Origin of the sequence: Pelomonas caseinilytica (assembly GCF_021353235.1) — a bacterium.
Lineage (GTDB): Bacteria > Pseudomonadota > Gammaproteobacteria > Burkholderiales > Burkholderiaceae_C > Pelomonas > Pelomonas caseinilytica.
The window spans coordinates 774,347-792,140 of the sequence record NZ_JAJTWT010000001.1 but is presented as its reverse complement, the minus strand read 5'-3'; the positions used below and the strand labels follow the sequence as shown (position 1 = coordinate 792,140).

Genomic DNA, 17,794 nt, shown 5'->3' with positions numbered 1-17,794 from the left:
CAAAAAAACGGGCCCAGAGGGCCCGTGTGCTTGAAATCAGGTGTGCTACGTCGTTATTCGTTGTTCGTCTTGGCCTCGGCCTTGCGCTCGACCGCGGTCTTGGAGGCGATGACCGGCTGGCCCTTGAGCTGGTTCAGGGCCTGGACCAGGGGGAAGTCCTCGGTCGAGCCGAACTCGGGCAGGGGCTTGGGCGGCTCGGCACGCTTGGCGTACTCGGCCTCCAGCTTGGCGCGGGCTTCCTCGCGGGCCTTCTGGCGCTCGGCGTTGTCCTCGGGGCCGTTGGCCAGGTGCTTTTCGAGGTCGGACTCGCGCATGCGCAGGGCGGCGAAGACGTTGCCCTCGGCGGTCTCGTCCAGCATCACGTCGGGCACGATGCCCTTGGCCTGGATGGAGCGGCCGCTCGGCGTGTAGTAGCGGGCCGTGGTGATCTTCAGGGCCGTCTCGGGGCCGAGCTGGCGCACCGTCTGCACGGAGCCCTTGCCGAAGGTCTGGGCGCCCATCAGCGTGGCGCGGTGGTGGTCCTGCAGGGCGCCGGCCACGATCTCGCTGGCGCTGGCCGAGCCTTCGTTGACCAGCACCACCAGCGGCACGGTCTTGAGGGCGGCGGGCAGGCGCTTGAGCGGGTCGTCGCTGGCACGGCGGCGGTAGTCGTCCGGCGTGGCCTTGTAGCTGGCCTTGGATTCGGGCACCTGGCCATTGGTCGAGACGACTTCCACGCCCTGCGGCAGGAAGGCGGCCGAGATGGCCACGGCGCCTTCGAGCAGGCCGCCCGGATCGTTGCGCAGGTCGAGCACCAGGCCCTTGAGGTGGGGTTCCTGCTTGTAGATCTCCTCGAGCTTCCTGGCGAAGTCGTCGACGGTACGGTCCTGGAACTGGCTCACGCGGATCCAGGCATAGCCGGGCTCCACCACCTTGGCGCGCACGCTCTGGACCTTGATCTCCTCGCGCACGATGGTCACGGGGAAGGTGCGGTTCTCGGCCTTGCGGTAGATGGTGAGGCTGACCTTGGTGGCCGGTTCGCCGCGCATCTTCTTGACCGCCTGGTCGATGGACAGCCCGCGCACGGCGGTGTCGTCGATGCGGCTGATCAGGTCGCCGCTCTTCAGGCCGGCGCGGAAGGCGGGCGAGCCTTCGATGGGGGAGACGATCTTGACCAGGCCGTCTTCCATGCCGATCTCGATGCCGACGCCGACGAACTTGCCGGTCGTGCCTTCACGGAATTCCTTGAAGGTCTTCTTGTCGAAGAACTGGGAATGGGGGTCGAGCCCGGACACCATGCCCGAGATCGCGTCGTTGATCAGCTTCTTCTCGTCGACGGGTTCGACGTATTCGCTCTTGACCAGGCCGAAAACCGCGGCGAGCTGCTGCATTTCCTCCAGGGGCAGGGGCGACAGGCTGCTGCGCGCATTGGCCTGGAGTTGCATCGTGGTGAGTGCACCTGCGACGGCACCGAGGGCGACCCAACCGGCGACTTTCAATTTGGAGCTCATGAGGCGAGTCCTGTGATCAACGTAATCCTGCCGAAACAGCTTGACAGGTGAGGCCAGTGTAGCCCGGGGGGCTTGGAAGGCGGTTCCGGTTTACCCGACAGAAACCCTTCAATTCCGCCGTCAGGTGACGGAATGCGCGGGCTTTACGTCTGGCGTCCCTACCGGAAGTCATGCGTGACGGGATGTCCTTCAGCAGCGCAGCTTCTGCCCGGCGACGACGCAGCGGGCCAGCGGCTGGCCGAGGGCGTCGTAGGCGTCGAGGTCCCAGCCTTCGGGCGTGGCGGTGAGCATGGAGAAGCCGAAGTCGGTGTGGATCTCGACCGTCTCCAGCCGCGCGCCGGGCAGCAACTCGTGTTTGAGGGCGGCCTCGGCGTCGACGCGGCCCGAGGCCGCCGAGCCGCTGTTGCCCACGACCAGGGTGGCCGGGTGGTTGCTGGCGAAGCCCAGGGCCTGGTGCATGTGGACGTGGCCGTGCAGGGTCAACTGCACGCCGGCCGGGAAGAGGCGGCTGGGCGTGGCGTCCTGCAGCAGCGGGGTCAGGCCCGAGCTCGACAGGCCTGGCCGGCCGAGCGGGTGCGGGTTGAAGGCCAGGCTGGGGTGGTGGTTGACGAAGATGCTCTGGGCGCGATCCTGGGCCAGCTCGGCGACGCGGTCGAGCTGGGCCCGCCAGCGCGCCCAGGCCGGCGAGGTGCGCGGTGGCGTCGTGGTGCCGATCTCGGAGGAGTCGAAGACGATGAGCTGGCTGCGCGGCGACAGCGGCACGGTGAAGGGCGCGGTGAAGTCGCCTGCGTCGAAGCCGGGCTCCGTGGTGCCCTCGCCGCAGCGGCGCGCGGGGCCGGCCTGCGGATCGAGATAGCGCAGCCAGCCCTGGCCGGCGCGGCTGCAGGCCTCGTGGTTGCCGCGCACGAAGACCCAGGGCGCCGACGCCAGCAGGGCCTGGGCGGGGCGGAAGAAGTCGGCCTGCCAGGTGTCGTCGCCATAACCCCAGGGGCTGCCGGCGCAGGCGGCCACGCCGGCCGGGCAGGGGCTTTCGCGGTAGTGGAAGTCGCCCACGTGGACGACCAGGTCGGGCTTCATCGCGACCGCCTGGGCCAGCACGCGCGGGAAGGGCCAGTCCAGCGGGTCGTTGCAGCCCTGGTAGGCATGGGTCGAGCCCTTGAGACGGCAGCCGGTGTCGCCGAGCACGAGGATGCGGTGGGGGTGGCGGGGCGGCGCCTTCAGCGCGACGTCGCCCACCTGCAGGGCGGCGACGCCCGCGGGCCAGGGCGCCTCGCAGGCGCGCAGCGTGAAGCGGCTGGGCTTGCGTTCGGGCTCGTGGTTGCCCGGCGGCGCCGGCTCGTCCGCGGGTGCCGCGCGCTCGGCCATGGGGGCGCTGCCGCCGGGCCAGGCGAGGTCGGGGCAACGGGCCTCGGCCGTCAGGGCCCGCACGGCCCAGCCGGGTCCGGCCACGGCCTGGACCCAGGCCTGCTGCAGGCCGGCCGGCGCGGGTGGCTCGGCCGGCGGCGGCGGCGTGCCGGCGCAGGCGGCGAGGAGGACGAGCGGGAGCAGGGCGAGGCGGCGCATGGACCGGGAGATTAGCGGCTCGCGCGCCGCCAAGCTGTCGGCAAGCTCAAGCCGCCTTCTTCAGCTCGAAACGCCGGATCTCGCCCACCACGAAGAGATAGCAGGCGACGGCGACCAGGGCATTGGCCGCGACGAAGACCAGGGCCGCGTTGAACGAGCCCGTGCCCTTGACGAGGTAGCCGATGACGATGGGCGTGGTGATGCCGGCGGTGTTGCCGAAGGTGTTGAAGAGGGCGCCGGACAGGCCGGAGATCTCCTTGGGCGAGGTGTCGGAGACGACGGCCCAGCCCAGGGCGCCCAGGCCCTTGCCGAAGAAGGCCAGCGACATGATGGCCACCACCAGCGTGGCGCTGTCGACGTAGTTGCAGACGATCATGGAGGTGGACAGCAGCATGCCCACGACGATGGGCGTCTTGCGCGCCAGCGTCAGGCTGCTGCCCCGGCGCAGCAGCGCGTCGGAGATGACGCCGCCCAGCACGCCGCCCGCGAAACCGCAGATGGCCGGCAGCGCCGCGACGAAGCCGGCGCTGAGGATGGACATGCCGCGCTCCTTGACGAGGTAGACGGGGAACCAGGTCAGGAAGAAATAGGTCAGCGTGGTGATGCAGTACTGGCCGATGTAGACGCCCATGAGCATGCGGTTGGACAGCAGCTGCCGGATGTAGCCGAGCTTGGGCGAGTCGGGCGCGAAGCTGCGGCTCTGGGTGCCCGGCTGGTCCATGTTCACCAGCGCGCCGCCGGCGGCGATGTGGTCCAGCTCGGCCTGGTTGACGCCGGGGTGGGTGCTGGGCGTGTAGACGGTCTTGAGCCAAACCAGGCCGAGGACGATGCCCAGGGCGCCCATCACGACGAAGACGGCCGGCCAGCCGTAGGCATGGGTGATCCAGCCCATCAGCGGCGCGAACAGCACGGTGGCGAAGTACTGGGCCGAGTTGAAGATGGCCGAGGCCGTGCCGCGCTCGGCGGCCGGGAACCAGCTCGCCACGATGCGGCCGTTGGCCGGGAAGGAGGGCGCCTCCGCCGCACCGACGAGGAAGCGCAGCGCGAACAGCACCACGACGGCCGTGCTGGCCGTGGCCGTCAGGAAGCTGATGCCGCCCTGCAGCAGCGTGAACACCGACCACAGCAGGATGCTGGCCGCGTAGACGGCCTTGGAGCCGAAGCGGTCCAGCAGCCAGCCCCCGGGCAGCTGGGCGATGACGTAGGACCAGCCGAAGGCCGAGAACACATAGCCCATGGTCACGGCATCGATGCCCAGCTCCTTGGACAGCGCCGGGCCGGCGATGGACAGCGTCGCGCGGTCGGCGTAGTTGATGGTGGTGACGATGAAGAGCATGGCCAGGATGGCGAAGCGCTTCTTCGTGCGGGTGGCGCTGTTCGCGGCGGCGCGGGCCAGCGGGGCGGTGGTGGTCATCGGTTGTCTCCGGGCAATGCAGCGGCTCCGCCTTCTGCCGGGCGGTGGTGCCGAAAGGGGTGGGAATCAGGCTTGGGTGTAGGCGGTCTTCACCGTCGTGTAGAACTCGGCGGCATGCCGGCCCTGCTCGCGCGGGCCGTAGCTGCTGCCCTTGCGACCGCCGAAGGGCACGTGATAGTCGACGCCCGCCGTCGGCAGGTTGACCATCACCATGCCGGCCTGCGAGTGGCGCTTGAAGTGGGTGGCATGCTTGAGCGAGGTGGTGGCGATGCCGGCCGACAGGCCGAAGGGCGTGTCGTTGGCCAGGTGCAGGGCCTCGTCGTAGTCGCGGGCGCGGATGACGCTGACGACGGGGCCGAAGACCTCCTCGCGGTTGATGCGCATGGCGGCCGTCGTGTCGGTGATGAGGGCCGGCGTGAGGTAGAAGCCGGGGGCGCCGTCGGCGTTGTGCTCCAGGCGCTCGCCGCCCTGGGCCAGGCGGCCGCCTTCGGCGCGGGCGATGCCGATGTAGTCCACGTCCTGGCCGAGCTGGCTGGCGTCCACCACGGGGCCGATGTCGGTGCCGGCCTTGCGGGCGTCGTCCACCTTCAGCGCCTTCATCTTCTCGACCATGGCGGCGACGAAGCGGTCGTGGATGCCTTCGGTGACGATCAGGCGCGACGAGGCGGTGCAGCGCTGGCCGGTGGAGAAGAAGCCGCTGTTGACGGCGGCGTTCACCGCCACGCCGAGGTCGGCATCGTCCAGCACCACCATGGGGTTCTTGCCACCCATCTCGAGCTGGAACTTGGCCATGCGGGCCACGGCGGCGGCGGCCACCTTCTGGCCGGTGGCGACCGAGCCGGTGAAGCTGATGGCCGCCACGCGCGGGTCGTGCAGCAGCTTCTCGCCGACGACCGAGCCGCGGCCCATGACGAGGTTGAACACGCCGGCCGGCAGCCCCGAGCGCGACAGGATCTCGGCGAGGGCCCAGGCCGAGCCGGGTACCAGGTCGGCCGGCTTGAACACCACGCAGTTGCCCCAGGCCAGGGCGGGCGCGATCTTCCAGGCCGGGATCGCGATGGGGAAGTTCCAGGGCGTGATGAGGCCGACGACGCCGAGGGGTTCGCGCGTCACTTCCACGCCCACGCCGGGACGCACGGAGGGCAGGCTCTCGCCGCCGGGGCGCAGGGCCTCGCCGGCGAAGAACTTGAAGATGTTGCCGGCGCGCACGACCTCGCCGACGGCCTCGGGCAGGGTCTTGCCCTCCTCGCGGGCCAGCAGGTCGCCCAGCTCGGCGCGGCGGGCGAGGATCTCGGTGCCGACGGCGTCGAGGATGTCGAAGCGCTGCTGCGGCGTGGACAGGCTCCAGGCCGGGAAGGCGGCTGCCGCCGCCGAGATGGCCAGTTCGGCCTGGTGCGCGTCGGCCTGGGCGTACTCGCCGATGAGGTCGCGGGTGTCCGACGGGTTGACGTTGCGCGAGACGGCGGGGCCGTCCAGCCATTCACCGTTGATGAGGTTCTTGTGCATGTCAGTGTTGCGGTGGGTCAGTGCGTCGAGGAACACAGCCACAGAGGCACAGAGACACAGAGAAGCTCGGTTGCGGGCACGATCCCGCCGTCTCTGTGCCTCTGTGTCTCTGTGGCTGTGTTTTGGGGGCGATGCACGTGGGTGAGGTGGATCAGCGATCCAGCGCGGGCCGCTTGGGATTGAAGGTCCAGCCGGGAATCAAATATTGCATCGCAACGGCGTCGTCGCGGGCGCCAAGGCCATGCTGCTTGTAGAGCTGATGCGCCTTCTCGACCGCGGCCATGTCCAGCTCTACGCCCAGGCCGGGCTTCTTCGGCACCTGCACATGGCCGCCGACGATCTTCAGCGGCTCCTTCGTCAGGTGCTGGCCATCCTGCCAGATCCAGTGGGTGTCGATCGCCGTGACCCGGCCCGGCGCGGCGGCGCCGACGTGGGTGAACATGGCCAGCGACACGTCGAAATGGTTGTTGGAGTGCGAGCCCCAGGTCAGGCCCCAGTCGCGGCAGGTCTGGGCCACGCGCACGCTGCCGGCCATGGTCCAGAAATGCGGGTCGGCCAGCGGGATGTCCACGCTCTGCAGCGACAGGGCGTGCGTGAGCTGGCGCCAGTCGGTGGCGACCATGTTGGTGGCCGTGGACAGGCCGGTGGCGCGGCGGAACTCGGCCATCACCTCGCGGCCCGAGAAGCCGTCCTCGGCGCCGCAGGGGTCCTCGGCATAGGCCAGCACGCCGCGCATGTCGCGCATCAGGCGGATGGCGTCCTTCAGCAGCCAGCCGCCGTTGGGGTCCAGGGTCACGCGGGCCTCGGGGAAGCGCTCGTGCAGGGCCCGCACGGCCTCGACCTCGTCCTCGCCGCGCAGCACCCCGCCCTTGAGCTTGAAGTCGTTGAAGCCGTAGCGCTCGCGGGCCGCCTCGGCCAGCCTGACGATGGCCTGGGGCGTCAGGGCCGCCTCGTGGCGCAGGCGCAGCCAGGCGTCGTCGGCGTCGGGATCGCTGGCGTAGGGCAGGTCGGTTCTCGACCTGTCGCCCACGTAGAAGAGGTAGCCCAGCATCTCGACCGACTCGCGCTGCTGGCCTTCGCCCAGCAGGGCCGCGACCGGCAGGCCGAGGTGCTGGCCCAGCAGGTCCAGCATCGCCGACTCGATGGCCGTGACGGCGTGGATGGTGGTGCGCAGGTCGAAGGTCTGCAGGCCGCGGCCGCCGGCGTCGCGGTCTGCGAAGGCCTGCTGCACGGTCCGCAGCAGGCCTTGGTGGGAACCGACGGGCTGGCCGACGACGAGGGCGCGCGCGTCCTCCAGCGTCTGGCGGATCTTCTCGCCGCCGGGCACCTCGCCCACGCCGGTGCGGCCGGCGCTGTCGGTGAGGATGAGCAGGTTGCGCGTGAAGAAGGGCGCATGCGCGCCGCTGAGGTTGAGCAGCATGCTGTCGCGCCCGGCGACGGGCACGACGCGCAATTGATGGATGACCGGGGTGGAATTCATTTCAGTGCGCCATTCAGCGTTCGCGCCAGCCACGACGCATGAGTCGGGTTGCCAATCGCAACGATGAAACACAGCCACAGAGGCACAGAGACACAGAGGCAGCGGGATGAAGGTCTCTCTGTGTCTCTGTGCCTCTGTGGCTTTGTTTGGATTTCACGTCAGTCCGCGGTGATCTTGCGATCGGTGATGACCTTCTTCCAGCGCGCGAACTCCGCGGCCTGGAAGGCGGTGAACTGCTCGGGCGTGCTGGCGACGATCTCGAAGCCCTGCTCGATCAGCTTGGGTTTCACGTCCGGCGCGTTGAGGGCGGCCACGATGCCGGCGTGCAGCCTGGCCTTGATGTCTGCCGGCAGCCCCTTGGGCGCCGCCACCGCCTGCCAGGAGTAGACCTGCAGGCCGGGGATGCCCAGCTCGTCGGTGGTGGGCACGTCGGGCATCACCGGCGAGCGCCTGGCCGAGGTGATGGCCAGCGCGCGCAGCTTGCCGGCCTTGACCTGCGGCAGGGCGGCATTGATGTTCATGAAGCTGGCGTCCACCTGGTTGCCCAGCAGGTCGGTCATCACCGGGCCGCCGCCCTTGTAGGGGATGTGCAGGCCGGAGGTGCCGGTCTGCTGCCAGAACAGTTCGGCGGTGATGTGGTCGCTGGAGCCGTTGCCCGACGAGGCGAAGCTCATCTGGCCGGGCTTGGCCTTCTCGTGGGCGAGCACGTCGGCCATGCTCTTGAGCGGCGATGCGGCGGGCACCACCAGCACGTTGGGCGCCTGCACGGCGACGCTGATGTAGTCGAGGTCGCGGGTCGGGTCGTAGCCGATGTTCTTCAGCAGGTGTGGGCCGATGACCAGCGGGCCGAGCGACGTGACGAGCAGCGTGTAGCCGTCGGGTGCGGCGCGCTTGACGGCGGCCGTGCCGATGGTGCCGCCCGCGCCGCCGCGGTTGTCCACGACGAAGCTGCCGCCGAGCTTTTCCTGCAGCTTGGTGCCGAGCAGCCGGGCGATCCAGTCGCTGGATCCGCCGGGCGGGAAGGGCACGAGCAGGGTCACCGGCTTGGCCGGCCAGGTCTCGGCGAGGGCCGGGCCGGTCGCCGCGACGGCGGCGGCCAGGGCCAGCAACGCGGAGGTCAGCAGTCGCTTCATCGTGGGTCTCCTGGTCTTGTGGGGGAAGGGGCTTATTGGCTTATTGCGGGCCGAGCCGGGCGATCAGGGCGCCGAGCTGGTCCACCTCGGCGGGCTTGAGGTCCGACAGCGGCGGGCGCACCGGGCCGGCGCCGTGCCCCACCAGCGTGGCGCCCGCCTTCACGATGGACACGGCATAGCCCTCGCCCTGGTTGCGGATGGCGATGTAGGGCAGGAAGAAGTCGCGGATGAGGCGGTCCGTCGTGGCGGTGTCGCCGGCGGCGTGGGCCTCGTAGAACTCCATGGCCGTGCGCGGGATGAAGTTGAAGACGGCCGAGGAGTAGACCGGGCAGCCCATGGCCTTGTAGGCGCCGGCGAAGACCTCGGCCGTGGGCAGGCCGCCCAAGTAGGCGAAGCGCTCGCCCAGGGTCTGGCGGATGGCGACGAACTTTTCGATGTCGCCCAGGCCGTCCTTGAAGCCGATGAGGTTGGGGCAGCGGTCGGCCAGCACCTGCAGGCTCTGCGGCGTGAGCCGGCAGGCGCCGCGGTTGTAGACGACGACGCCGAAGCTGACGCTCTTGCACACGGCCTCGACGTGAGCCACCAGGCCCTCCTGGCTGGCTTCGGTCAGATAGTGCGGCAGCAGCAGGATGCCCTGCGCGCCCAGGGCCTCGGCCTCCTGGGCGTACTTGATGGCCAGGGTGGTGCCGCCGCCCGCGCCGGCGAGGATGGGCGTGCGGTCGCGGCAGGTGTCCAGCGCCACGCGGATGACCTCGCGGTACTCCTGGGGCTCCAGCGAGAAGAACTCGCCCGTGCCGCCCGCCGCGAACAGGGCCGAGGCGCCGTAGGGCTGTAGCCATTCCAGCCGCTCGGCATAGGACCTGGGCGCGAACTTCAGCTCGGCATCGAAGTCGGTCAGCGGGAAGGACAGCAGGCCCGCTTGCAGGACGGCTTTGAGTTCTTGGGGCGACATGGCGGGTCTCCGTATGGGGTGGGGCGGGGTGCCGGGCGGCGGTGCACCACCCGAGTCAAGTTGTAGGTCATCGTACAACTAGGATCAAATGCAGAGGCATGGGTGAAAACCCGCAGTCAGGCAGTCAGGTGGCCAGGGCCTGGGCCTTGCGGCGGCGTTCGCGGCTGTTGCTCAGGTGGGTGCGCATGGCCGCCCGCGCCGACTCGGCATCCTGGCTGGCGATGGCGTCGAAGATGCTTTCGTGCTCGGCGTTGACCCGGCGCATGTAGGCCAGGCGCTCAGCCCCGGGGTCGGCCGCGGGCTCCAGCCGGGCGCGCGGGATGATCTGCGCCCCGAGCGTGGCCATCAGCTCGGCGAAGTGGCTGTTCTGCGTCGCCCGGGCGATCTCCAGGTGGAACTGGAAGTCCGCCGCCACCGAGTCCTGCCCGGCCTCGACGGCGGCGATGACGGCGTCCAGCGCGCGGCGCAGGGCGGCGAGGTTGGCCTCGGTGCGGCGCTGGGCGGCCAGGCCGGCGGCCTCGGTCTCCAGCCCGATGCGCAGTTCCAGCACGGCGATGACGTCCTGCAGGGTGCTGAACTGCTCGGGCGTGATCTTGAAGGCCGGCCCGTCGCCCGGCCCCAGCACGAAGGTGCCGATGCCGTGGCGCGTCTCCACGAGGCCGGCGGCCTGCAGCTTGGAGATGGCCTCGCGCACGACCGTGCGGCTGACGTCGAAGGCCGCCATGATCGCCGCCTCGGTGGGCAGCTTTTCGCCGGGCCGCAGCTGGCCGGCACGAATGCGCTCGCCCAGGGACTCGACCAGTTCGAGGGCGAGGGTGCGGGGCCGGCGGCGGGTGGCGACTGGGGCGTGCATCGCGGGTTTTCCCGGAGTTGAGATGGCGTCGGGCGGTCTACAGTGAGGTGAGTTGTACGACAACTAGACGACGTACAACAATGCCTGCACTGTAGCAACGCCCCATGCCCGCCTCAATCGCCGACCACCCCGCCCGCCCGCCGCTGACCCTGCGCATGCAGCCCGGCGACAACGTCGCCATCGTCGCCAACGATGGCGGCCTGCCCGAGGGTACGCGGCTGCCCGAGGGCGTGCCCGGCGCCGGCCTCGTGCTGCGCGACAAGGTGCCGCAGGGCCACAAGGTCGCGCTGCGCGACATCGCCGACGGCGAGGCCGTGCTGCGCTACGGCGTGCCCATCGGCCAGGCGCTCAAGCCCATTCCCGCTGGCAGCTGGGTGCACGAGCGCCTGCTGCGCATGCCCGCGGCCCGCGCGCTCGACGGCCTGCCGATGGCCACCGTGAAGCCGCCCGCCGCCGGGCCGCTCACGGGCTACACCTTCGAGGGCTACCGCAACGCCGACGGCTCGGTCGGCACGCGCAACATCCTCGCCATCACCACCACCGTGCAGTGCGTGGCCGGCGTCGTCGCCCAGGCGGTGGCGCGCATCAAGGCCGAGCTGCTGCCGCTCTACCCCAACGTCGACGACGTCGTCGGCCTGGAGCACAGCTACGGCTGCGGCGTGGCCATCGACGCGCCGGATGCCGTCATCCCCATCCGCACGCTCAGGAACATCTCGCTCAACCCCAACTTCGGCGGCGAGGTGATGGTGGTGAGCCTGGGCTGCGAGAAGCTGCAGCCCGCCCGCCTGCTGCCGCCCGGCGCCTTCCCCATCGCCGACGGGCGCGAAGCCGGCGACGGCCCCGAGACCATCTGCCTGCAGGACGAGGCCCACGTCGGCTTCATGTCGATGCTGGACGACATCGTGCGCAGCGCCCGCCCGCACCTGGAGCGCCTGGACGCGCGCCGCCGCGAGACCGTGCCCGCCAGCGAACTCGTCGTCGGCGTGCAGTGCGGCGGCAGCGACGCCTTCTCCGGCGTGACCGCCAACCCGGCGGTGGGCTTCATGGCCGACCTGCTGGTGCGCGCCGGCGCGACGGTGATGTTCAGCGAGAACACCGAGGTGCGCGACGCCGTCGAGCAGCTCACCGGCCGCGCCGCCACGCCCGAGGTGGCCGAGGCCATCGTCCGCGAGCTGGCCTGGTACGACCGCTACCTGGACCGAGGCCGCGTCGACCGCGCCGCCAACACCACGCCGGGCAACAAGGCCGGCGGCCTGTCCAACATCGTCGAGAAGGCCATGGGCTCCATCGTCAAGAGCGGCAGCTCGGCCATCTCGCACGTGCTGCCGCCGGGCGAGAAGCTGGGCGCCCGACAGCGCGGCCTCGTCTACGCCGCCACGCCGGCCAGCGACTTCATCTGCGGCACGCTGCAGCTGGCCGCGGGCATGAACCTGCACGTCTTCACCACCGGCCGCGGCACGCCCTACGGCCTGGCCGAGTGCCCGGTCGTCAAGGTGGCCACGCGCAGCGACCTGGCCCGCCGCTGGCACGACCTGATGGACGTGAACGCCGGCCGCATCGCCGACGGCGAGGCCACCGTGGAAGAGACCGGCTGGGAGCTCTTCCACCTGCTGCTCGACGTGGCCAGCGGGCGCCGCAAGACCTGGGCCGAGCGCTGGAGGCTGCACAACAGCCTGGTGCTGTTCAATCCCGCGCCGGTGACCTGAGGCGTCAGCTCCGGTGCTCTCCAGCCCTGCACGGGCCGTCAAGGCCTTCGACGAGGCGCTGGCCCTTAAAGCCGACCAGGCCTGGTCGCTCTACGGCCGCGGCCTGGCCTACCGGCGCCAGGGCAACGCCCAGGCCGCCGAGCGCGATCTCGACGCGGCGCGCAAGCTCGTGCCTGGCATCGACGAACGCGTGAGGAAGGCGGGCTTCCTGCCGGCCGAGCCGCCGGCTCAGGCCGGCAGCGCCGGCTGAGTCAGCCGATAACCCGCCAGTGCCGCGGCACCGACGGCGATGACGTCGGCATCGAAGCGCGAGACGCGCAGGGCCGGCTCGGGCAGCCCGGCCGCGCGGGCGTAGTCCTGCAGCGTCTCGCGAACCGGTGCCAGCAGCGCCTCGCCGAAGGCGGTGGCAGGGCCGGCCAGCACGATGCAGGCGGGGTCGTAGGCGGCGGCCAGGTTCTGCAGCAGCACGCCCAGGTAGTGGCCGGCCCGGGCCACGGCCGGCGCGTCCTGCGCCTCGCCGGTCTGCAGCAGGGCGCGTCCGCCGATCAGGGCCTCGGCGCAGCCGCGGCGCCCGCACGAGCAGCGCGGGCCGTCGATCTGCAGCACCATGTGGCCGACCTCGCCGGCAAAGCCGCGCGCGCCGGTCAGCAGCCGGCCGCCCACGACGAGGCCGGCGCCGACGCCTTCACCCACGAGCACCAGCAGCAGCGGGTCGGCCAGGGGCGAGGGGGTGAACTCGCTCTCGCCGAGCGCGGCCACGTCGGCGTCGTTCTGCATGAAGATGGACACGCCGGCCAGCGGCGTGCTGCGCAGCGCCGCGCGCAGGAGGTCGCCGAAAGGCAGGTGATGCCAGTCGAGGTGGGGGGCGAAGACGAGCTGTTCGCCGGCCTGGTCCACGCCGCCGGGCAGGCCCATGCCGATGCCGATGATGCGCTGCGCCTCGCCGCACCGGGCCGCCACGGCGAGCAGGGTGCGGGTCAGCACGCGGATGCAGGCGTTCACCTGCTGCGTGGTGTCGTAGCCGGCGTTGCGGCTGGCCAGGACCTCGCCCGTCAGCGAGGTCAGCACCACACGCACGTGGCCGATGCCCACCTGCGCGCCCAGCAGCAGCAGCCGCGTGGGATCGATGAACAGCGGCGTGGGGCGGCGGCCGAGGTCACCGGTGGCGATGACCTCGCGCTCGACCAGCCAGCCCTCGTCCAGGAGCTCGCGCGCCAGGGCGCTGACGGTGGACTTGGTCAACCCCAGCGCCTCGGCGAGGTCGACGCGCGACTGCCCTGGCTGCACGCGCAGCTGGCGCAGCAGCGCCATGCGGTTGCGGCGTTTGAGCTGCGCCTGGCTGCCGCCTCCCATGCTGGCCAGCATGCTCAGCGACCCTTGCCGGCGCGCCACGCGGCGAACAGCCCGGCGACGTCGGGATCGGTGGGCGGATACAGGCCCGGCACGCTGCGGCCGGCCAGCACCTGCTCCTGCACGAAGTCCTCGAAGACGGTCATCTCGACCGCCTCGCTGGCGATCTCGTCGGCCATGGCGGCGGGGAGGACGACCACGCCCTCGGCGTCGCCGACGACGACGTCGCCGGGGAAGACCGGCGCGTCACCGCAACCGATGGGTTCGCCGATGGCGATGGCCTGGTGCAGGGTCAGGTTGGTCGGGGCGCTGGGGCGCTGGTGGTAGGCGGGGATGGCCATGCGGGCGATGTCGGGGCTGTCGCGCAGGCCGCCGTCGGTCACCACGCCGGCGACGCCGCGCACCATCAGCCGCGAGACGAGGATGCCGCCGGCCGACGCCGCGCGCGCGTCCTTGCGGCTGTCGATGATGAGCACGGCGCCCGGCGGACATTCCTCCACCGCCCGGCGCTGGGGATGGGCCCGGTCCTTGAACACCGCGATGTCGTTCAGGTCCTCGCGTGCCGGGATGTAGCGCAGCGTGTAGGCCGGGCCCACCATGTTGGGCAGGCCCGGGTTGAGGGGGCGCACGTCCTGGATGAACTGGTGGCGCAGCCCGCGCTTGAAGAGGGCGGTGCACAGCGTGGCGGTGCTCACGCCCATGAGTTTGTTGCGGGTGTCCGGGTTCATGTCGTCTTCAATCGAAAGCGCCAATGAACAAAGCCACAGAGGCACAGAGACACGGAGGCGTCCGGTTCTCTCTGTGCCTCTGTGTCTCTGTGGCTTTGTTTCTTGGGCATGGGCGGTCGACAGTATTCAGTAGATCACGGGCTCGGGCACCGATGCGCCGAAGCCGGTCTCCAGGAAGTCGAAGTCGCAGCCCTCGTGGGCCTGCAGGATGTGGCGGCCGAAGATCCAGCCGTAGCCGCGCTCGTAGCGGGGCGGCGGCGGTGTCCACGCAGCGCGGCGTTCGGCCAGCTCGGCGTCGTCCACCTCCAGGTGGATGCGTCGGGCCGGCACGTCCACGGTGATGAGGTCGCCCGTCTTCACCAGGGCCAGCGGCCCGCCGATGAAGGCCTCGGGCGAGCAGTGCAGCAGGCAGCCGCCGTAGCTGGTGCCGCTCATGCGGGCGTCGGACAGGCGCAGCATGTCGGTCACGCCGGCCTTGAGCAGCTTGGTCGGGATGGGCAGCATGCCCCACTCCGGCATGCCGGCGCCCTTGGGGCCGGCGTTGCGCAGCACGAGGATGTCGTCGCCCGTCACGTCGAGGCCGGGGTCGTCCACCGCGGCCTTGAGGCAGGGATAGTCGTCGAACACCAGGGCCCGGCCGGTGTGGCGCAGCAGGTGCGGGGCGACGGCGCTGGGCTTGATGACCACGCCGTCGGGCGCGAGGTTGCCCCGCAGCACGGCCAGCGCCCCTTCGGCGTAGATGGCCCGGTCCAGCGGGCGGATGACGTCGTCGTCGAAGACCTCGGCCGTGGCGATGTTCTCGCCCAGGGTGCGGCCGTTGACGGTCAGCGCGCCGAGGTCGAGCTTGGCGGCCATCACCTTCATCAGTGCCGGCAGGCCGCCGGCGTAGAAGAAGTCCTCCATCAGGTAGCGCTCGCCGCTGGGCCGGATGTTGGCGATGACGCCCACGTGGCGGCTGGCCGCGTCGAAGTCGTCCAGCGTGACCGGCAGCCCGGCGCGGCGGCTGATGGCGACGAGGTGGATGATGGCGTTGGTGCTGCAGCCCATGGCCATGGCCACGGCGATGGCGTTGGCGAAGCTGCCCGCGCTCAGCAGTCTGGCGGGCGTGAGGTCGTCCCACACCATCTGCACGATGCGCCGGCCGCATTCGGCCGACATGCGCACGTGGTTGGCGTCGGGCGCCGGGATGCTGCTGGCCCCGGGCAGCGTGAAGCCCAGCGCCTCGGCGATGCCCATCATGGTGGCCGCCGTGCCCATGGTCATGCAGGTACCGTGGCTGCGGGCGATGCCGGCTTCCATCTCGGCCCAGGCCTGGGCCGACAGGCGCCCGGCGCGGCGCTCGTCCCAGTACTTGAAGGCGTCGCTGCCCGAGCCCAGCACCTGGCCACGCCAGTTGCCCCGCAGCATGGGGCCGGCGGGCAGGTAGATGCAGGGCAGGCCCATGCTCAGCGCGCCCATCAGCAGGCCCGGGGTGGTCTTGTCGCAGCCGCCCATCAGCACGGCGCCGTCCACCGGATGGCTGCGCAGCAGCTCCTCGGTTTCCATCGCCAGGAAGTTGCGGTAGAGCATGGAGGTCGGCTTGACCAGGCTCTCGCTCAGCGAGATGGCGGGCAGCTCCATCGGCCAGCCGCCGGCCTGCAGCACGCCGCGCTTGACGTCCTCCGACCGCTGCTTGAAGTGGGTGTGGCACTGGTTGGCGTCGCTCCAGGTGTTGACGATGGCGATCACCGGCTTGCCAATGAAGTCCTGCGGCGCATAGCCCATCTGCAGCACACGGCTGCGGTGGCCGAAGCTGCGGAAGTCGTCCTTGGCGAACCAGCGCGCGCTGCGCAGGTCCTGCGGCGCCTTGCCCGGCGATGCACCGTCGCGCATGGACATGCTCCTCAGCGGGAGGGCCCCGGCAGGTAGTCGAAGCGCTCGAAGTCGGCCGGGCAGGCCCCGCCGCTGGCGTCGAAGGCCAGCATGCCGATGAAGGCGCCGGTGAAGGAGGCATGCTCGCCCCGGCCGCCTTCGTCGGAGACGACGCTGGCGTCGAGCACCGGCCCCACGTCGCGCCAGCCCTCGCCCCAGTCGGCCTGGAACTGCAGCCGGGCGCCGTCGACGCGGGCCGCCAGCTGCACGGCCCCGTCGGCGGGCAGGCGCACCGGCTCGGCGAGGGGGAAGTGCAGCGGCGCGTCCGGCCAGTCGCCGGGGCAGGAGAGCAGGCTCAGCACGCGGCCCAGGGCGTCGTCCCAGGTGACCACGAGGGCGTGGAACTTGTGGCGGTTGTAGTAGAGCGTCAGGCCGGCGCCCTGCTGGTAGCTCGCGGGCGAGAAGCGCAGCGTGGTCTCGGCGTGGAAGGCATGGTCCTCCTGGCGCCGGGCGACGAGGCTCTGCTCGAACCAACTGCCCACCGACTCCCGGCCGAACAGTCGCAGGGCCTCGCCGGTCAACGCGAAAAGGCGTTCGGGCTCGGGCGTGCGCAGCCACTGGAACTCCGGCGGCAGGGCGCGGGCGCCGGCGAAGTTGCGCCGCACTGCTTCGCGGCGCAGCGGCTCGGCGGCCGAGGGCGCCGGCACGTCCACCGCGGGCACCTGGCCGCCGTGGGCGAGATAGAGCCAGCCGTCCTCGCGCCACTCGCAGCGCTGCAGGGCCGTCTCGCGGCCCAGGGGCGAGCGCCTCAGGCCGGGCAGGGGGCGGGTGCACAGGTGGGCGAGGTAGACGCTGCCGTCGGCCAGGGTCACGACCTGCCCGTGGCCGGCGCGCTGCAGCGGGGCCCCGGGCGCGCCCGCGCTGGTGAGGACGTGCTGGTTCGGGTGCGTCTCGTAGGGCCCCTGCAGCTGGCGCGAACGGGCCAGGGTCACGGCATGCTCGTAGCCCGTGCCCCCCTCGGCCGTGATGAGGTAGTACCAGCCCTCGCGCTTGAAGAGGTGCGGCCCTTCGACCAGGCCCAGCGAGGTGCCGCGGTAGATCTTGGTGACCGGGCCGACGAGGCGGCGGCGTTCGGGGTCCCACTCCTGCAGCAGGATGCCGTCGAAGGCCGTAGCGCCGGGGTGGGCGTGGCCCGACGCCGCGCGGTGGTCCCACAGCATGTTGAGGAACCACTTGCGGCCGTCGTCGTCGTGGAAGAGGGAGGGATCGAAGCCCGAGGAGTTGACGTAGGCCGGCTCGCTCCACGGGCCTTCGATGCTCGGCGCCGTGACGATGTAGTTGTGCGCATCCTTGAAGCTGCCCTCGAAGCGCTTCACGTCGGTGTAGACCAGCCAGAACAGGTCGTCCGACCACGACAGGCAGGGCGCCCAGACGCCGCAGGAGTCGGGGTTGCCGCGCAGGTCCAGCTGGCTGGCGCGGGCCAGCGGCCGGGCCACCAGCGTCCAGTTGACGAGGTCGCGGGAGTGATGAATCTGCACGCCCGGGTACCACTCGAAGGTGGAGGTGGCGATGTAGACGTCGTCGCCGACGCGGCAGATGGAGGGGTCCGGGTTGAATCCGGGCAGGACGGGGTTGCGGATCATGACGGGCGTGAGAGGGGGTAGGTAACGCTACCATAGTTGCCAGAAGTGCCGCGATCCGAGGTTTCCTCAGTGAAGGATGAGCCCTGTCGTAAACCATGAGGCTCGGCGAAGGCGGCATCGCTAGA

At 70.9% G+C, this 17,794-nt stretch carries 14 protein-coding genes; 2 read left to right on the top strand and 12 right to left on the bottom strand.

Annotated features, from left to right (window positions below):
• Nucleotides 1-53: 53 nt before the first annotated feature.
• The 8 genes from LXT12_RS03745 to LXT12_RS03710 all read right to left on the bottom strand — a co-directional run bounded on the left by LXT12_RS03745 (nt 54) and on the right by LXT12_RS03710 (nt 10,391).
• Nucleotides 54-1,490 carry a S41 family peptidase gene (locus tag LXT12_RS03745; RefSeq protein WP_233389568.1) on the bottom strand — a complete coding sequence of 479 codons (1,437 nt, stop codon included), beginning with the start codon at nt 1,488-1,490 and terminating at the stop codon, nt 54-56.
• Nucleotides 1,491-1,679: 189 nt separating this feature from the next.
• A complete protein-coding gene (locus LXT12_RS03740) occupies nt 1,680-3,053 on the bottom strand; it encodes a metallophosphoesterase family protein (RefSeq protein WP_233389567.1) in 1,374 nt (457 codons plus the stop codon).
• A gap of 46 nt (nt 3,054-3,099) precedes the next feature.
• Nucleotides 3,100-4,467, bottom strand: coding sequence for an MFS transporter (locus LXT12_RS03735; protein ID WP_233389564.1), 1,368 nt, complete (start codon nt 4,465-4,467; stop codon nt 3,100-3,102).
• 66 nt (nt 4,468-4,533) lie between these two features.
• Nucleotides 4,534-5,973, bottom strand: a complete 1,440-nt coding sequence (locus LXT12_RS03730) for an aldehyde dehydrogenase family protein (RefSeq protein ID WP_233389562.1) — start codon at nt 5,971-5,973, stop codon at nt 4,534-4,536.
• 151 nt (nt 5,974-6,124) lie between these two features.
• Nucleotides 6,125-7,453 (bottom strand): glucarate dehydratase, encoded by a 1,329-nt coding sequence (gene gudD, locus LXT12_RS03725; protein WP_233389560.1) that lies wholly within the window; start codon nt 7,451-7,453, stop codon nt 6,125-6,127.
• A gap of 158 nt (nt 7,454-7,611) precedes the next feature.
• Nucleotides 7,612-8,586, bottom strand: a complete 975-nt coding sequence (locus LXT12_RS03720) for a Bug family tripartite tricarboxylate transporter substrate binding protein (RefSeq protein WP_233389558.1) — start codon at nt 8,584-8,586, stop codon at nt 7,612-7,614.
• 40 nt (nt 8,587-8,626) lie between these two features.
• Complete coding sequence (gene kdgD / locus LXT12_RS03715) at nt 8,627-9,538, bottom strand: 5-dehydro-4-deoxyglucarate dehydratase (protein ID WP_233389557.1); 912 nt, start codon at nt 9,536-9,538, stop codon at nt 8,627-8,629.
• Nucleotides 9,539-9,662: 124 nt separating this feature from the next.
• On the bottom strand, nt 9,663-10,391 hold the full coding sequence (locus tag LXT12_RS03710) for a FadR/GntR family transcriptional regulator (RefSeq protein ID WP_233389555.1): 729 nt from the start codon (nt 10,389-10,391) through the stop codon (nt 9,663-9,665).
• Nucleotides 10,392-10,495: 104 nt separating this feature from the next.
• On the opposite strand from LXT12_RS03710, the gene garD reads away from it, so the two are divergent.
• Together garD and LXT12_RS03700 are read left to right on the top strand one after the other, a co-directional pair.
• Nucleotides 10,496-12,097 (top strand): galactarate dehydratase, encoded by a 1,602-nt coding sequence (gene garD, locus LXT12_RS03705; protein WP_233389553.1) that lies wholly within the window; start codon nt 10,496-10,498, stop codon nt 12,095-12,097.
• 13 nt (nt 12,098-12,110) lie between these two features.
• A complete protein-coding gene (locus LXT12_RS03700; protein WP_233389551.1) occupies nt 12,111-12,347 on the top strand; it encodes a tetratricopeptide repeat protein in 237 nt (78 codons plus the stop codon).
• On the opposite strand, the gene LXT12_RS03695 is transcribed toward LXT12_RS03700, so the two are convergent.
• The 4 genes from LXT12_RS03695 to LXT12_RS03680 form a co-directional block, all read right to left on the bottom strand.
• Nucleotides 12,326-13,462, bottom strand: coding sequence for an ROK family transcriptional regulator (locus LXT12_RS03695; RefSeq protein WP_233389549.1), 1,137 nt, complete (start codon nt 13,460-13,462; stop codon nt 12,326-12,328). The two genes, LXT12_RS03700 and LXT12_RS03695, sit on opposite strands and share 22 nt — an antisense overlap.
• Nucleotides 13,463-13,464: 2 nt before the next feature.
• Nucleotides 13,465-14,175: a ribonuclease activity regulator RraA gene (locus LXT12_RS03690; protein WP_233389547.1), complete on the bottom strand. Its 711-nt coding sequence runs from the start codon at nt 14,173-14,175 to the stop codon at nt 13,465-13,467.
• Nucleotides 14,176-14,301: 126 nt separating this feature from the next.
• On the bottom strand, nt 14,302-16,047 hold the full coding sequence (gene araD / locus LXT12_RS03685; RefSeq protein ID WP_233389545.1) for an L-arabinonate dehydratase: 1,746 nt from the start codon (nt 16,045-16,047) through the stop codon (nt 14,302-14,304).
• Between the two features lie 11 nt (nt 16,048-16,058).
• Nucleotides 16,059-17,669, bottom strand: coding sequence for a glycoside hydrolase family 43 protein (locus LXT12_RS03680; RefSeq protein WP_233389544.1), 1,611 nt, complete (start codon nt 17,667-17,669; stop codon nt 16,059-16,061).
• Nucleotides 17,670-17,794: the final 125 nt, after the last annotated feature.

Excerpts from the sequence above, each read along its gene's own strand:
- LXT12_RS03745 (WP_233389568.1), bottom strand. The coding sequence starts at position 1,490 with ATGAGCTCCAAATTGAAAGTCGCCGGTTGGGTCGCCCTCGGTGCCGTC.
- LXT12_RS03740 (WP_233389567.1), bottom strand. The coding sequence starts at position 3,053 with ATGCGCCGCCTCGCCCTGCTCCCGCTCGTCCTCCTCGCCGCCTGCGCC.
- LXT12_RS03735 (WP_233389564.1), bottom strand. The coding sequence starts at position 4,467 with ATGACCACCACCGCCCCGCTGGCCCGCGCCGCCGCGAACAGCGCCACC.
- LXT12_RS03730 (WP_233389562.1), bottom strand. The coding sequence starts at position 5,973 with ATGCACAAGAACCTCATCAACGGTGAATGGCTGGACGGCCCCGCCGTC.
- gudD (WP_233389560.1), bottom strand. The coding sequence starts at position 7,453 with ATGAATTCCACCCCGGTCATCCATCAATTGCGCGTCGTGCCCGTCGCC.
- LXT12_RS03720 (WP_233389558.1), bottom strand. The coding sequence starts at position 8,586 with ATGAAGCGACTGCTGACCTCCGCGTTGCTGGCCCTGGCCGCCGCCGTC.
- kdgD (WP_233389557.1), bottom strand. The coding sequence starts at position 9,538 with ATGTCGCCCCAAGAACTCAAAGCCGTCCTGCAAGCGGGCCTGCTGTCC.
- LXT12_RS03710 (WP_233389555.1), bottom strand. The coding sequence starts at position 10,391 with ATGCACGCCCCAGTCGCCACCCGCCGCCGGCCCCGCACCCTCGCCCTC.
- garD (WP_233389553.1), top strand. The coding sequence starts at position 10,496 with ATGCCCGCCTCAATCGCCGACCACCCCGCCCGCCCGCCGCTGACCCTG.
- LXT12_RS03695 (WP_233389549.1), bottom strand. The coding sequence starts at position 13,462 with ATGCTGGCCAGCATGGGAGGCGGCAGCCAGGCGCAGCTCAAACGCCGC.
- LXT12_RS03690 (WP_233389547.1), bottom strand. The coding sequence starts at position 14,175 with ATGAACCCGGACACCCGCAACAAACTCATGGGCGTGAGCACCGCCACG.
- araD (WP_233389545.1), bottom strand. The coding sequence starts at position 16,047 with ATGCGCGACGGTGCATCGCCGGGCAAGGCGCCGCAGGACCTGCGCAGC.
- LXT12_RS03680 (WP_233389544.1), bottom strand. The coding sequence starts at position 17,669 with ATGATCCGCAACCCCGTCCTGCCCGGATTCAACCCGGACCCCTCCATC.